The 14,661-nt window shown below is 72.1% G+C and carries 13 protein-coding genes; 11 read left to right on the top strand and 2 right to left on the bottom strand.

Features of this window, described 5'->3' with window-relative positions; genetic code table 11:
• From ACIP63_RS16420 to ACIP63_RS16390, 7 genes are all read left to right on the top strand, one after another.
• A complete protein-coding gene (locus tag ACIP63_RS16420) occupies positions 1–945 on the top strand; it encodes an ABC transporter permease (RefSeq protein ID WP_401516101.1) in 945 nt (314 codons plus the stop codon).
• Positions 946–948: 3 nt separating this feature from the next.
• Entirely contained in the window at positions 949–1,842 is an 894-nt protein-coding gene (locus ACIP63_RS16415) for an ABC transporter permease (RefSeq protein WP_401516098.1), read from the top strand.
• Complete coding sequence (locus ACIP63_RS16410) at positions 1,839–3,689, top strand: dipeptide ABC transporter ATP-binding protein (protein WP_401516096.1); 1,851 nt, start codon at positions 1,839–1,841, stop codon at positions 3,687–3,689. Before ACIP63_RS16415 ends, ACIP63_RS16410 begins: the two co-directional genes overlap by 4 nt.
• Before the next feature lie 98 nt (positions 3,690–3,787).
• The gene (locus ACIP63_RS16405) at positions 3,788–4,618 is read left to right on the top strand and encodes a formylglycine-generating enzyme family protein (protein ID WP_401516913.1); all 831 of its coding nucleotides are present in this window, start codon (positions 3,788–3,790) and stop codon (positions 4,616–4,618) included.
• The gene (locus ACIP63_RS16400; protein WP_401516093.1) at positions 4,615–6,426 is read left to right on the top strand and encodes a sulfatase; all 1,812 of its coding nucleotides are present in this window, start codon (positions 4,615–4,617) and stop codon (positions 6,424–6,426) included. Before ACIP63_RS16405 ends, ACIP63_RS16400 begins: the two co-directional genes overlap by 4 nt.
• Before the next feature lie 126 nt (positions 6,427–6,552).
• Positions 6,553–7,518: a YihY/virulence factor BrkB family protein gene (locus ACIP63_RS16395; protein WP_401516090.1), complete on the top strand. Its 966-nt coding sequence runs from the start codon at positions 6,553–6,555 to the stop codon at positions 7,516–7,518.
• A gap of 55 nt (positions 7,519–7,573) precedes the next feature.
• Entirely contained in the window at positions 7,574–8,056 is a 483-nt protein-coding gene (locus ACIP63_RS16390; RefSeq protein ID WP_401516087.1) for a hypothetical protein, read from the top strand.
• Between the two features lie 94 nt (positions 8,057–8,150).
• On the opposite strand, the gene ACIP63_RS16385 is transcribed toward ACIP63_RS16390, so the two are convergent.
• Entirely contained in the window at positions 8,151–8,690 is a 540-nt protein-coding gene (locus ACIP63_RS16385) for a MarR family winged helix-turn-helix transcriptional regulator (RefSeq protein ID WP_401516084.1), read from the bottom strand.
• 241 nt (positions 8,691–8,931) lie between these two features.
• On the bottom strand, positions 8,932–10,299 hold the full coding sequence (locus ACIP63_RS16380; RefSeq protein ID WP_401516081.1) for an MFS transporter: 1,368 nt from the start codon (positions 10,297–10,299) through the stop codon (positions 8,932–8,934).
• 289 nt (positions 10,300–10,588) lie between these two features.
• Between ACIP63_RS16380 and ACIP63_RS16375 the strand changes: the two genes are divergently transcribed.
• The 4 genes from ACIP63_RS16375 to ACIP63_RS16360 are packed head-to-tail and all read left to right on the top strand — an operon-like array spanning position 10,589 to position 14,659.
• The gene (locus tag ACIP63_RS16375; protein WP_401516078.1) at positions 10,589–12,073 is read left to right on the top strand and encodes an aldehyde dehydrogenase; all 1,485 of its coding nucleotides are present in this window, start codon (positions 10,589–10,591) and stop codon (positions 12,071–12,073) included.
• A 32-nt stretch (positions 12,074–12,105) separates the two neighbouring features.
• Positions 12,106–13,083: a VOC family protein gene (locus ACIP63_RS16370; protein ID WP_401516075.1), complete on the top strand. Its 978-nt coding sequence runs from the start codon at positions 12,106–12,108 to the stop codon at positions 13,081–13,083.
• The gene (locus tag ACIP63_RS16365; protein WP_401516073.1) at positions 13,080–13,877 is read left to right on the top strand and encodes an aspartate dehydrogenase domain-containing protein; all 798 of its coding nucleotides are present in this window, start codon (positions 13,080–13,082) and stop codon (positions 13,875–13,877) included. The genes ACIP63_RS16370 and ACIP63_RS16365 overlap by 4 nt, the downstream gene beginning before the upstream one ends.
• A complete protein-coding gene (locus ACIP63_RS16360; protein WP_401516070.1) occupies positions 13,874–14,659 on the top strand; it encodes an alpha/beta fold hydrolase in 786 nt (261 codons plus the stop codon). The genes ACIP63_RS16365 and ACIP63_RS16360 overlap by 4 nt, the downstream gene beginning before the upstream one ends.
• The last annotated feature ends 2 nt before the right edge of the window (positions 14,660–14,661 follow it).

Here is a 14,661-nt window from a genome sequence, read left to right as displayed (position 1 = left end):
ATGCGCGGCTACCTGCTCCGGAGGCTTCCCTCCGCCCTCCTCGTCCTGCTCGTCACCTCCTTCCTGATCTTCACCATCCTGCGGCTCGTCCCCGGCGATCCCGCCAGCACCCTCGCGGGGCCTGACGCGGACGCGGCGACGGTCGCCGCGATCCGGGACCGGCTCGGCCTCGACGCGCCGCTCCTCACGCAGTACACGCACTGGATCGGCTCGCTGGTGACGGGCGACCTCGGCCCCTCGTACGCGATCGGCGGACAGACCTCCGACCTGATCCGGGACGGGCTCGGCGCCACCGTCGAACTCACCCTGGCTGCCCTGCTGTTCGTGGTCCTGCTCGGTACGGCCTTCGGCGTCATGGGCGCCACCTCCCGAAACCGCTGGATCCGCTCCGCGATCCGGGTGACCACGACAGCGGCACTCGCCGTGCCCCCCTTCATCAGCGGTGTCGTCCTCGTGCTCCTGTTCGCCGTGATCCTGGGCGTGCTGCCCCCGGGCGGCCGGATCGCCTTCTTCACCGCCCCCGACCTCGCGGTCCAGTACCTCCTGCTGCCCGCGCTCTGCCTCGCCCTCCCCAGCGCCGCCGTCCTCGGCCGCTACCTCAAGGACGGGATCGAGCACGCGCTGGCCGAGGACTACATCCGCACCGCGACCGCCGCCGGCGTCGCGCCACGCAGGCTGCTGTGGCGGCACGCCCTGCCGAACGCCCTCCCGCCCGTCGTCACCCTTCTCGGCATGCAGACCGGGCACCTGCTCGGCGGAGCCGTGCTCGTCGAGGCGATCTTCGCCTGGCCGGGCCTCGGCCAGCTCGCCGAACAGGGGCTCGTCCGCCGTGACTACCCCGTCGTCCAGGACCTGCTGCTCCTCCTGGTCGCCGTGTTCGTCCTCGTCCAGCTCTTCACCGACCTCGTGTACGCCTGGCTCGACCCCCGGATCAGGTGGGAGTGAACCATGACCACAACGAACGGCCCCGTCCTCACCGGACCGCCCCCTCCCGCCGCCACCCGCAAGTCCGGCCGCCGGACCCGTCCACGCCACCCGTACCGTGCCGCACTGTCCACCGCACGTGCCCGCACCGGCCTCGTCCTCGTCGGCGCGGTCGTTCTCGCCGGCCTGCTCGCACCACTGCTCGCCGGGCACGGGCCCACCGAGCAGAGCGCACAGAGCCTCGCCGCCTTCGGCGCCCCCGGGCATCCGCTGGGCACCGACGACCTCGGCCGGGACCTGCTCAGCCGGGTCCTCCACGGCATCCGCGCCGACCTCGGCATCATCTCGGTCGCCGTGCCCCTCGGCGCCGTACTCGGCTGCCTGGCCGCGCTCCTCGCCGCCTCGCATCCGGTGGCGGACACGATCGTGCAGCGCGTCTTCGACCTCGTACTCGCCTTCCCGGGGCTGATCCTGGCCCTCGCGGTCACCGCGATCCTCGGCCCCGGCCGAACCCCCGTCATCCTGGTCATAGCCCTCGCCGAGATCCCGGTCTTCGGCCGGCTGCTGCGCGGCTCGGTCCTGGTGCAGCGGGAGCGGGAGTACGTCACCGCCGCCCGGGTCGGCGGCAGCTCCGGGCGACGGGTGCTGTTCCGTCACATCCTGCCGAACGCCGCGGACCCGCTGATCGTCCAGATCGCCGTCTCACTGACCGTCGCCGTCTTCATCGAGGGTGCGATGAGCTTCCTCGGCGTGGGCGTACGGCCGCCGGAACCCACCCTCGGGGCCGTACTGAGCCAGTCCCTGCCCTACCTCGCCGAGGCCCCCCACTTCGCGGCAGGCCCCCTGATCACCGTGACCGCGCTCGTCCTCGGGCTCTCACTCGTCGCCGAGGCGCTCAACCGGGAGGTACGCCGATGACCGACCGGCACCTGCTCGAAGTCCACGACCTCGGCGTCGAGTTCACGACCGACGACGGTTCGGCCCTGCGTGCCGTGCGCGGCGTCTCCTTCAGGCTGCGCCGTGGCGAGACACTGGCCGTCGTCGGCGAGTCCGGATCCGGCAAGTCCACCACCGCACTCGCCCTGACCCGGATGCTGCCCGGCACCGGCCGCATCACCACCGGTTCGGTCCTGCTGGACGGCAACGACCTGGCCGACGCCACCGACGCCGAACTGCGCGCCGTACGCGGCGCCCGCATCGGCATGATCTTCCAGGACCCCATGACGGCCCTCAACCCCGTGATGACGGCCGGCCGCCATCTCGACGAGGTGCTCCGCGCCCACGGGCACCACGACCGGTCCGCCCGCAGGGACCGCGCGGTCGAACTCATGGACCGGGTCGGCATCCCTGAACCGCACCGCCGCGTGGACGACCACCCGCACCAGTTCTCCGGCGGTCAGCGTCAGCGGATCCTCATAGCCATGGCGCTGGCCGGCGAGCCGGACATCCTCGTCGCCGACGAGCCCACCACCGCGCTGGACGCCACCGTCCAGGACCAGATCCTCACCCTGCTCGCCGACCTGAACCGGGAGACCGGCACCGCGCTGGTCCTCATCACCCACAACATGGGCGTCGTCGCCCGCTCCTGCGAACGCGTCCTCGTCATGTACGGCGGCGGAGTCGTCGAGGACGGGCCCACAGCCGAGGTGCTCACCCGGCCCCGTCACCCGTACACCGCCGGCCTGCTCGCCGCCGTCCCCCGCCTCTCCGCCCCCTCGGGCACCCGGCTCACCGGCATTCCCGGCAGCCCGCCCGACCTCACCCTGCTCGGTGACGGCTGCGCCTTCGCCGACCGCTGCGCGCTCGTCGAGGACCGCTGCCGCACCACGGCACCCCCGCTCGTCGAGCTGGCCGACGGGGTGCGGGCCGCCTGCCCGCCCGCCGCCGGGCGTACCGAACCCCTGCCCGCGCCCGCTCCTCCCTCCCGGATCGACCGCCCCGCACCGGGAGCCGTCGTCCTGGAGGCCGAGGGACTGCGCAAGACGTACAAGGGGCGCGGGATACGGGGACGTAAGGGGTTCACCGCCCTCGACGGGGTGTCGCTCACCCTCTCCGCCGGGGAGACCCTCGGCATCGTCGGCGAGTCCGGCTCCGGGAAGTCCACCCTGGCCCGCGTACTGGCGCACGCCCACCCCGCGGACGGCGGACGGCTGCTTCTGGGGGGCGAGGACGTCACCCGGCCCTCGCGCCGCGAGCTCCACGCGGTGCGCCGCCAGGTCCAGATGGTGTTCCAGGACCCCTACGCCTCGCTCAACCCCCGGATGACGGTCGGGCAGATCGTCGCCGAACCCCTGCTCGCCTTCGGGCTCGGCGACCGGGACGAACGGGAGGAACGGGTCGCGGAACTTCTGCGGCTCGCGGGCCTCGACCCGGCCGTCGCCGACCGGCACCCGCGCTCCTTCTCGGGCGGCCAGCGCCAGCGCGTCGGCATCGCCCGGGCGCTCGCCCCCGCACCGTCCGTCCTCATCTGCGACGAACCCGTGTCCGCGCTCGACGTCTCGGTGCAGGCGCAGATCGTCGGCCTCCTCACCGACCTCCAGCGCGACCTGGGCCTCGCCCTGGTCTTCATCGCGCACGACCTCGCCGTGGTCCGGCAGGTCAGCCACCGCATCGCCGTCATGCACCGGGGCCGGATCGTGGAGAGCGGCAGCGCCGACGAGATCTGCGAGAACCCGGGCGACCCGTACACCCGCGCGCTCCTGGCCGCCGCGCCCGAACCCGTGCCCCGGGCACCACGCTCCCACCGGACGGAGGTCCTCGCGTGAGCGCCTGCTGCACCCCGGGGCGCCCCTGTGGGGGCGGGCGGGGAACGGCTCTGCTGCCGCTGCCGTCGGCACGCCGCGCACCGGCGGCCCACCGGGCGATGGCCGAACTCCCCGGCGGCGTCTTCCGGATGGGCGACGCGTTCGGCGAGGGCTACCTCGCCGACCGGGAGGGCCCCGTGCGCGAGGTGCGCGTGGAGCCCTTCGCGATCGACACCGCCGCCGTCAGCAACGCGGACTGGGCGGCGTTCACCGAGGCCACCGGCTACCGCACCGACGCCGAGCGCTACGGCAGCTCCTACGTGTTCCACCTGCTCGTCCACCCGGCCGCCGCAGGCAGCGTCCTCGGCCGGGTGGCCGGGGCCCCGTGGTGGCTCGGGGTCTCGGGGGCTTCCTGGGACGCCCCCGAGGGCCCCGGCTCCGACCTCGCCGGACGGGCGGACCACCCGGTGGTCCACATCTCCCACGACGACGCACTGGCCTACTGCGCCTGGGCCGGTGCCCGGCTGCCCACCGAAGCCGAATGGGAGTACGCCGCGCGCGGCGGCCTGGACGGCGCGCGCTACCCGTGGGGTGACGAGCTCACCCCCGGCGGCCGCGAGATGTGCAACACCTGGCAGGGTCGCTTCCCGCACCGCTCGGAGCGGCCCGGCGGCCGCACCGGAACCGTGCCCGTCACGGCGTACGACCCCAACGGCTACGGCCTCCACAACACTTCGGGCAACGTCTGGGAGTGGTGCGCCGACACCTTCGGGCCGGGCGAACGCGTCATCCGCGGTGGCTCCTACCTGTGCCACGCCTCGTACTGCAACCGCTACCGGGTCGCCGCACGCTCCCACAACACCCCCGACTCCTCGACGGGCCACGGTGGCTTCCGCTGTGCCCGCGACCTCGCACCCGCCCCCGCCGCGGAAGGACGTACCCCCTCGTGAAGGCAGTCATGGTGATGTTCGACAGCCTCAACCGGCACCTGCTGCCGCCCTACGGTGCCGACTGGATCCACGCCCCGAACTTCCGTCGCCTCGCCGAGCGCACGGTCACGTACGACACCTGCTACGCGGGCTCGATGCCCTGTATGCCTGCCCGCCGCGAACTGCACACCGGCCGCCACAACTTCCTGCACCGGGGCTGGGGCCCGCTGGAGCCGTTCGACGACTCGATGCCCGAGATCCTGAAGCGCCACGGCGTCTACACCCACCTCGTCAGCGACCACCAGCACTACTGGGAGGACGGCGGTGCCACCTACCACGGCCGCTACAACTCCTGGGAATTCTTCCGCGGACAGGAGGGCGACGCCTGGAAGGGACAGGTCGCCGAACCGGAGATCCCCGAGGACCTGCGCACCACCCGCAACGACCTCTGGCGCCAGGACTGGGTCAACCGGCAGCACCTGGACAGCGAGGCGAAGCAGCCGCAGACCCTGACCTTCGACGCCGGGCTCGAATTCCTGCGGACCAACCACGCCGAGGACGACTGGTTCGTCCAGATCGAGACCTTCGACCCGCACGAACCCTTCTTCACCCAGGACCACTACAAGGACCTCTACCCGCACGACTACGAGGGCCCGCACTTCGACTGGCCCGACTACAACCGCGTCACCGAGACGGACGACCAGGTGCGGCACGCCCGCTACGAGTACGCCGCGCTGCTCTCCATGTGCGACCACTCGCTGGGCCGGGTCCTGGACGCCATGGACGCCCACGGCCTGTGGGACGACACGATGCTCGTCGTCTGCACCGACCACGGCTATCTGCTGGGCGAGAAGGGCTGGTGGGCCAAGGTCGTCACCCCCTGGTACGACGAACTGGTCCACACCCCGCTCTTCGTCCACGACCCACGCCGCCCGGACCGTGCCGGCAGCCGCGACGGCGCGCTCGTCCAGACGATCGACCTCGCGCCGACCCTCCTCGACTTCTTCGGCGTCGACCGGACCCCCGACATGCAGGGACGGCCGCTGCGCGAAGCCCCCGACACCCGACAGCCCCGCGAATCGGCTCTGTTCGGGATGTTCGGCGGGCACGTGAACGTCACCGACGGGCGGTATGTCTACATGCGGGCCTGTCATGACGACACCAACCAGCCGCTGTACGAACACACCCTGATGCCCACCCGCATCCGGGGCCGCTTCACCCCCGGAGAGCTGTCCGATCTGGCCCTCGCCGAACCGTTCGGCTTCACCAAGGGCGTACGCACCCTCAGGATCGCCGCCAACCCCTCACCACTGCTGGGACCGCAGCGCTTCGGCAGTCTCCTCTTCGACCTGGCCACCGACCCTCAGCAGGAGAAGCCCCTCGTCGACGACGCCGTCGAACTGCGCATGATCAGGCTGCTGGTGGAGCGGCTGAGGGCGAGCGAGGCACCGGACGACCAGTACGAGCGGCTCGGCCTGCCGCAGGACCCCGACGAGGTGACCGAGGCCCACCTGCTGGTGGCCGGCCAGCGCGAGCGTGCCGAGGCGGCCCGTGAACCGGCCGCCCGCTCCGACGAGTTCCCCGAAGGAGCCCTCGGTCTCCGTACGCCTCTGGCGGAGCTGCTCGCCGAACCCGCCGCCACCGACGCGATCCGCCGGATCGTCCCAGGGCTGCTCGACACCGAGCTGCTGACCGTGCGCGGGGGCGGATCCCTCCTCCAGATCGCGGCCTTCGCCGGACACCCCGGGCGTGCCCAGCTCACCGCCCTGGCCGAGGAACTGGCCCGTCTCTTCCCGCGGCGGACGGACCACGGAGCCGTCCGACGATGACCACCCCGCCTCTGCCGTCCGTCCATGTGGTGCGCAGGTCCAGGGGCTGATGGCTCCGCCGTTCCTGCACGAACTACTCTGCGGTCGGGTCGGGACAGCAGAACCGACGGTCGTAGGAGAGGTGTCATGGGGACAGTCGTCCATGTACCGCAGACGCGGGACATGATCGGGGAGGAGCTCTCGGGGGACGAAGCTCTCAGCGCGCTGCGGCATTACGGCGGGCGCAAGCTGTTCCTCGACGCCTTCGCACGTTTCCGGTACGCCGACGGGTTCAGCTTCGCGAGGTCCCTCGGGTTTCAGGTGGTCGTGGGCATGGTGCCCTTCGTGATCGCGCTGGTGGGCGTGGCCACGACGGTGCACACCGAGAGCATCGGCCGCGTGATCGAGCTGACGCTCGGAAGGATCGTGCCCGGCGCCAGCGTGGAACTCGTGCAAGGAGCGTTGCGGGACACCCGCCGGAGCGCGGATTCCACGACGGCGGGGGCCCTGGCGATGTGGCTCGGCCTCGGCTTCGCCGTGCTCAATCTCGCCTCGGCGATGGGCCAGATCGAACGAGGCTGCAACCGCATCTACGGCATCGAGCGCGATCGCCCCTTCCTCGTCAAGTACGGTCGCGGCCTGCTGCTGGCCGTCGCCGCGGGGCTGCCGCTGATGCTGGGGTTCCTCGTGCTGGTCGCCGGCGAAGCCGTCGGGGACTCGGTGGTGGAGGCCCTCGGCTGGTCGCGGTCCTGGCTCGGCTGGTGGGACGTCCTCGAGATACCGGTCGGAACGGTCTGCGCCGCACTGGCCTCCGCCGTGATCTTCCGCTGGTCGCCCCGGCGCGTGCAGCCCGGCTACACGTGGCTGGTCTTCGGCTCCGCCGTGCATCTGGTCCTGTGGGTCGCGGCCACCTGGCTGCTCACGTTCTACGTGGGCAGGAGCGGCTCGTTCGGTGCCGTATACGGCCCGCTGACCGCGTTCGTGGCGCTGCTGCTGTGGGCCAACCTGACCGGCATCGTCCTGTTCCTCGGGATCGCGTTCGCGGCCCAGCTGGAGGCCGCCAGAGCGGGTATCACCGAGCCCGTCCGGCCGGACCCCGGTCCGGGCACCTGAAGGCCGGCCTGCCGCGGGGACGCATCGGTCGCGGCAGGCGGGGCAGGCGCGTGTCATGCAGGGAAGCGACGTACAGGCCAAGACGGACACGCCCCACCGTGCGCCCCTCCGTGGGCCGGACGACGTGGAACACCCCACGCACCACGGTGGCGGGGGCCGCCACCGACTGCGCAGGCACCGCAAGGGCGACTGGCACCGGCGCATGCTCGCCTACAGCGAGGTCGAGCTGGTGCAGTCGACCGGGTGGGGCGCCGGTGACACGCAGTGTCTGCTCCTGGTACACGTGCGCAAGGTGGTGGGCCACGTGGATTTCCGCCTCTGCGCTTCCTGCGCGGAGGCGGTCATCACCGAGGTGCTCATCGAGAAGCAGTTCCATCGCAGCGGGCTGGGCACCAGGGCGCTCTCCCACTTGCGGGCCCGGTATCCGGGAGTCGTCTGGCGCACCACGCTCGATCGGCGCGGGACGCGCGACCTCATGCGCCGGATGCGGGTGCCGAGGCAGGCCGAGGGAAGCCGGTGCTCCCACACGGGCGATTGACGGCCGGACCCGGCTCGTCGTGGGCCCGGAGAGGCCCTTCCGTGCCGAGCTGACACCGTCTCCGCGCCACAGTGGAGCCGCGTCGGCCCAGCGGTCATTCCGCCGCGCCGGACCGCTCCCCGTCGGCGTCGAGGATCGAGATCTCCAGCTTGCGGAGCAGCCGCGCGAGCTGCCGGCGCTCGGAGGGGGACAGCCCTCCGAGCATCCGGTTCTCGTTGTCCAGGTGCTCGGTGAACGCCGTGTCCACCGTCGCGAGGCCCTTCTCCGTCAGCCGGGAGTAGACGACCCTGCGGTCCTGGGTGTCCCGCTCGCGGACGATGAGGCCGTCCTTCTCCAGACGGTCGATCCGCAGGGTCACCCCCGCCGACGACACCAGCCCGGAGTCGGCGAGCTGCCCGGCCGTCAGCCGGTAGGGCTCCCCGGACCTGCGCAGCGCGGTGAGGACGTCGAAGCCCGCGACGGACAGGCCGTGCCGCTCGATGGATTCGGTGAGTCCGGTGCTGTAGCGCAGGAAGGAGCGGTGGAGCCGGGCGAGGACCTCGAGCGGGCTCGTGTCCAGCTCCGGCCGCTCCCGCGCCCAGTCCTCGACCACCTTCGCCACGGCGTCCTGGTCCCCAGGCCTTGATGCTGCCATCTCATCCCCTCGTACGGCGTGGGCCGGCGTCCCCCCGGCTTCTCACGGCACTGAGAATCTTACCGCTGAGGTGATGGGAGGCTCAGCCGCGGGACCGCCGCCTCACCGCCCTGACCAGCACCACGGCGAACAGCACGGCGGCTTTCCTGAGCGGGACGGCAGTGCCGCCGCGCCCAGGTGCACGGCCTCCGGCGGGGAGCAGCGCTCACTGCTCCCCGCCGGAGGCCGTGCACCGCCGTGATCAGGCGTTGAGTTCCTCCAGCGTCCTGCCCTTGGTCTCGACCGCGAACCAGGCGATCACGGCGCCCACCGCCCCCACGACGGCGAGCTGCGCGAAGACCAGCCCCAGCCCGCCGCCTGCCCCGATGACCGCGCCGACGGCCACCGGGCCGAGGATGACGCCGCACCGGTTCCACAGGCCGCCGAACGCCGCGCCCCTGGCCCGGTTGGACGTCGGGTACAGCTCGGGGGAGTAGAGGTAGAGCCCCGCGTTGATCGCGTACAGGAAGAACGTCGTACAGGAGGCGAAGAGTGCCACCTGGCCGCCCGAGGTCGCGCCGGCGAGCGCCAGTACGGCGAGTGAGAGCACGGTGCCGACGAAGGCGCCGATCAGGGCGGGCCTGCGGCCGATGCGGTCGATCAGCATGGCCACCACGAAGGTGCCCAGCAGGCCGGTGACGTTGCTGACCAGGGTGTACACGAGCGCCGTGGTGAGGTCCAGGCCGAACTCCTTCGTGTAGAGGGAGGGCAGCCAGGTGGAGATGCCGTGGTTCACGTAGTACGCCACGAACCACAGGCCGGACAGGACAGCCGTACGCCGCAGATAGCGTCCCCGGAACAGGTCCATGAGGGTGCCCTTGGGCTCGTCCGGCGTGTCCACGGACGGAGCCGGCGCGGGGAGTTCCTCGGAGGTGGCGCGGGCGACCTCCGCCTCGATCCGGGCGATGGCCGCCTCGGCCTCGGCCGTACGTCCACGGGACAGCAGCCAGCGCGGGGACTCCTCGACGTGGCGGGGCAGCATCGCGGCGATCACCACGGGGAGCGCGCCCACGAGGAACATCGCGCGCCAGCCGAAGGCCGGCACCACCCAGACGGCGAGCAGGGTGGCGGCCGCCAGTCCGGCCGGGAAGATCATCTCGTACAGCAGGACGAAGCGGCCCCGCTTGTCGGACCGGGCGATCTCGTTGATGTACGTCGCCGCGACCGGCACGACGCCGCCGATCCCCAGTCCCTGGATGAACCGGAAGAGCGAGAACGTCTCGATGGTGCCGGAGAAGGCCACGGCGAGGCTGGCGAGGCCCGTGACCCCGACGCCCAGGGCGACGGTGCGCACGCGTCCGATGCGGTCGCCCAGCCAGCCCGCCGCGAGGGCGCCGAGCAGCATGCCGATGGAGGCGGAGGTGACGGCGAAGGTGGCCTGCCCGGTGGACAGGTGCCATTCCTTCATCAGGACGGGCAGTGCGGACGCGGCCAGCAGCTGGTCGAACGCCTCGAAGAAGGTGACGGCGCCGATCAGGAACCGGACCTTGATGTGCCAGCGCGAGTGCGGCAGTCGTTCGAGTCTCGCGGCGATCGAGCCGAGAGCGGGCTTGCCGGCCACAGTCGTCATGGAGGGGGTCCTTCCGCGGGCAGATGAGTTGCGGAGACAGTAGGGGGCTATATCTAAGTGGTCAATAGTTAAGAGCTTAGGAAGCTTGCTCCCCGCGACTCGGACACCATCATCGATCGCGTGGAAGTGGTGCTCAAGACCTCTCGGGCAACGATTTCACCGCAGGGTCTTGTGTCGAGAAACTTAAGCGCTTAGATTTCTAGCACTTCGGCAGTCCGGGGGCGGCAACCCAACGAGCCTGTCCGCGCCCGGAGTCGACCCCTTTTCCGCCTCGTCCGGAGGTCCACCCGTGCTGCAGTTCCCCACCCACATCCTGATCGCGGGCCAGTGGCGGCGCGGTGCGGGCGAGCCCGTCGACACGGTCGACCCGGCGACCGGCCGCGTCCTCGCCACCGTCCACTCCGCCTCGGCGGACGAGGTCGCCGAAGCGGCGGAAGCCGCGGCGCGGGCCGTGGCGGACCCGGCCTGGCGTGACCTGCCCGCCCATGAGCGGGCACGGCTCCTGCACCGCATCGGCGAGCTCACCGAGCGGGCCGCCGACGAGCTCTCCGCCCTGCAGACCGCCGACACCGGAAAGACCCTCACCGAGACCAGGGCCCTCGCGCTCAGCGCGGCGGGCACGTTCCGCTACATGGCGGCCGTCCTGGAGACGGCCGAGGAGTCGGTGACCCCGTCCCGGGGCCCGTACGTCACGGTGAGCACGCACGAGCCCATCGGCGTCGTGGGCGCGATCAACCCCTGGAACTCCCCGGTCGCCAGCGACGCCCAGAAGATCGCTCCCGCGCTCGCCGCCGGCAACGCTGTGATCCTCAAGCCCGCGGCCTGGACCCCCCTGGTCTCCCTGGCGCTCGGGCGGATCGTCTTCCAGGCGCTCGACGAGTTCCGGCTGCCGGCCGCACTGCTCTCCGTGCTGCCCGGCAGCGGCCGGGTGGTCGGTGACGCCCTCGTGCGCCACCCCCTCGTCGGCCGGATCGGGTTCACCGGGGGCACGGAGACCGGGCGGTCCATCGCCGAGACCGCCGCCCGGAAGCTGATCCCCGCCTCACTGGAGCTGGGCGGCAAGTCGCCGACGATCGTGCGCGCCGACGCCGACGTCGAACAGGCCCTGGCCGGCGTGCTGTTCGGGATCTTCTCGTCCAGCGGCCAGTCCTGCATCGCCGGATCCCGGCTCTTCGTGGCACGCGAGATCTACGACTCCTTCGTCGGTGAACTGGTCGAGCGCGTACGCAAGCTGCGCGTCGGCCCCGGCACCGACCCGGCCACCCAGGTCGGCCCCCTGGTGCACCACCGCCACCGCGACTCCGTCGCCGCGTACGTCGACCTCGCCCGGTCCGAAGGGGCCCGCGTGCTGTGCGGCGGTGCGGCGCCCGAGGGAGAGCTGTACGAGGCCGGGGCGTACTACCTGCCCACCGTGCTCGACGGCCTCCCGAACACCTCGCGCACCTGCCAGGAGGAGATCTTCGGCCCGGTCCTGGTCGCCCTGCCCTACGACGACGAGGACGACCTGGTCCGCCAGGCCAACGACTCCGTCTACGGCCTGGCCTGCGGGATCTGGACCCGCGACCTGCGCGCCGCCGGGGCGCTGGCGCGCCGGATCGAGGCCGGAACCGTCTGGATCAACACCTACAAGCAGTTCAGCGCCTCCACCCCCTTCAGCGGGTGGAAGGACAGCGGCCTCGGCACGGAGAAGGGCCGCGACGCGATCCGCGCCTACCAGCGCCAGAAGTCCCTGTACTGGGGCATCTCGGACCACCCGCTTCCGTGGGCCAACTGACCCGGCACACCTGCCAGTCCTGGAGGGACCCCATGCACCCGATACCGCCCGGTCCGATCGCCCGGCTCCGCTCGCTCCGCTACGTCGAGCTGCACACCCCGGCCTTCACCGAGGCCGCCGACTTCTACGAGGACGTCTGGGGCCTCGAGACCGTCGAGTCCGACACCGGCGCCCGCTGGCTCCGGGGCACGAGCGACGAGCACCACGTCCTGCACCTGACCGAGCGGGACCGGGTCGGCCTCGGCAGGATCGCCTTCGCCGTCGCCACACCCGCCGAGGTCGACGAGGCGGCGCGCCGCCTCGAAGCGCGCTCCCTGGTGCCCGTCACCGGACCAGGCCCGCTGGACCAGGCCGGCGGCGGTTACGGCCTGCGCTTCACCGACCCCGAGGGGCGTCTCATCGAGATCAGCGCCCAGGTCGAGGCCGTCGTCCCGCGCGGCCGGGACGGCGCCGTCCCCGTCGGAGTCACGCACGCCGTGCTCAACACCACCGACATCGACGCCGCCGTCTCCTTCTACTGCGATGTACTCGGCCTGCGCGTCTCCGACTGGTCCGAACACCAGATGGCGTTCCTGCGCTGCAACAGCGACCACCACTGCATCGCCTTCAACCAGGCGGAGTGGACCTCCCTGAACCACGTGGCGTACGAGATGACCTCGGTCGACCACTTCATGCGGGGCCTCGGACGGCTGCGCCACCACGGCATCACCCCCCAGTGGGGCCCCGGCCGGCACGGCCCGGGGAACAACACCTTCTCCTACTTCACCGACCCCTCCGGGCTGGTCTGCGAATACACCTCCGAGGTCGCCCAGATCGTCGAGGACGCCTGGATCGCCCGGGTGTGGCGACGGGTCCCCGAACTCTCCGACCTCTGGGGGACGGCCGGCGCGCCGTCGAAGGAGATCCGCTGCAGCATGGCCGGCTCCCCGGACCCCGGCCCGCTCGCCGCCCCCGATGCCCTGGGCGCCGGCCCGCTCGTTCCCGTAGACGCCCAGGAGGCCACCGCATGAACACCGTACGCAAGGTCGCCGTCGTCGGCTGGGGCGCCATCGGCCGCGTCGTCGGCACCGCGCTCGCCGAAGGGCGTGTGACCGGCGCAAAGCTGGTCTGCGTCGTCGACAACCGCCCGCTCGGCGAGGCCGCCCCCGTGCGGCAGGCCACCTTCGAGGAGGCGATGGAGTCCTGTGACCTCGTCGTCGAGGCCGCAGGACAGGGTGTCGTACGCGAATGGGGCGAGCGGGTCCTCGCCTCCGGCACCGACCTGCTCATCGCCTCCACCGGCGCGCTCACCGACGACGAGCTCACCAAGCGGCTGCTGGCGGCCGGCCCCGGCCGGGTGTACTTCACGGGCGGCGCCGTCGGCGGACTCGACCTGCTCCAGGCGGTACGCACCCTCGGCCCGCTCGACGAGGTCCGGCTGACCACCACCAAGCTGCCCTCCACCCTCGAACAGCCCTGGATGGAAGAGGAACTGCTGGGACGCATGCGGACGGCGACCGGCCCCGTCGAGGTCATGTCCGGGACCGCCCGCGACGTCCCGGTCAAATTCCCCAAGTCGACGAACGTGGCCGCCTCGGTCGCGCTGGCCGTCGGCGACCTGGACGCTGTGCGGGTCCAGGTCGTCGCCGACCCGGCGGCGCACCACACGCGGCATGTGATCGAGGCGTCCGGCAGCCACGGCTCCTACCGCTTCGAGGTCGCGCACCTGCCCGACCCCGTCAACCCGGCCACCAGCCAGGTGGTGCCGTACGCCGTGCTGCGCAGCCTCGCCGCACTCGCCGGCCGGACCGGGCAGATCCTGTGAGCGCCGCCCACGTCCACGTCGAGGAGGCGGGCGACCACGGACCGCTGCTGCTGTGCCTGCACGGCATCGGCTCGTCCTCGGCCGCCTTCGCCCCGCAGCTCGCCGAACTCTCCGCGTACGTACGGGTCGTGGCCTGGGACGCCCCCGGGTACGCCAAGTCGCCCGACCCCGAGGCCCCCCTCGACCTGGACGGCTACGCGGACGCGGCGGCCGCCCTCATCCGGGAGCGTGACACCACCGCCCACGTCCTCGGCGTCTCCTGGGGCGGTGTGATCGCGCTGCGTCTCGCCACCCGCCACCCCGACCTCGTCGCCTCGCTGATCATCGCCGACTCCAGCCCCGGCTCGGGAACCGACGAGGCCAAGGCGGCCGGCATGCGCGCCAGGGCCGCCGACCTCGCCGAGCTCGGCCCCCGCGCCTTCGCCGAAGCACGTGGCCCCCGGCTGGTGTCGCCCGACGCGCCGGACGAACTGGTACGCCGCGTCGTCGACACCATGGCCGCCTCGGTACGCCTGCCGGGCTACGCCCACGCCGCCGAATCGATGGCCTCCGCCGACCTGCGCGCCGAACTCCCTTCCATCGCCGCCCCCACCCTCGTGCTCTGCGGCGAACAGGACCGGGTCACCGGCACCGAGGCGAGCCAGGCCATCGCCGGGGCCATCCACAGGACCGCCTACGTGATCGTCAAGGACGCCGGTCACCTGGCCAATCAGGAGCAGCCGGGCCACTTCGACGCCTGGGTGCTCTCCCACCTCCGCATCACCGCGGCCATCCCCGAATAGGA

Origin of the sequence: Streptomyces sp. NPDC088746, from assembly GCF_044751065.1 — a bacterium.
Taxonomy (GTDB): Bacteria; Actinomycetota; Actinomycetes; order Streptomycetales; family Streptomycetaceae; genus Streptomyces.
This window is presented reverse-complemented; position numbering and strand designations above follow the sequence as displayed.

Bases quoted from the DNA above. Each gene is read 5' to 3' on its own strand.
- ACIP63_RS16390 (WP_401516087.1), top strand. From the start codon at position 7,574: ATGCAGGGAAGCGACGTACAGGCCAAGACGGACACGCCCCACCGTGCG.
- ACIP63_RS16420 (WP_401516101.1), top strand. From the start codon at position 1: ATGCGCGGCTACCTGCTCCGGAGGCTTCCCTCCGCCCTCCTCGTCCTG.
- ACIP63_RS16410 (WP_401516096.1), top strand. From the start codon at position 1,839: ATGACCGACCGGCACCTGCTCGAAGTCCACGACCTCGGCGTCGAGTTC.
- ACIP63_RS16365 (WP_401516073.1), top strand. From the start codon at position 13,080: ATGAACACCGTACGCAAGGTCGCCGTCGTCGGCTGGGGCGCCATCGGC.
- ACIP63_RS16385 (WP_401516084.1), bottom strand. From the start codon at position 8,690: ATGGCAGCATCAAGGCCTGGGGACCAGGACGCCGTGGCGAAGGTGGTC.
- ACIP63_RS16370 (WP_401516075.1), top strand. From the start codon at position 12,106: ATGCACCCGATACCGCCCGGTCCGATCGCCCGGCTCCGCTCGCTCCGC.
- ACIP63_RS16405 (WP_401516913.1), top strand. From the start codon at position 3,788: ATGGCCGAACTCCCCGGCGGCGTCTTCCGGATGGGCGACGCGTTCGGC.
- ACIP63_RS16415 (WP_401516098.1), top strand. From the start codon at position 949: ATGACCACAACGAACGGCCCCGTCCTCACCGGACCGCCCCCTCCCGCC.
- ACIP63_RS16395 (WP_401516090.1), top strand. From the start codon at position 6,553: ATGGGGACAGTCGTCCATGTACCGCAGACGCGGGACATGATCGGGGAG.
- ACIP63_RS16380 (WP_401516081.1), bottom strand. From the start codon at position 10,299: ATGACGACTGTGGCCGGCAAGCCCGCTCTCGGCTCGATCGCCGCGAGA.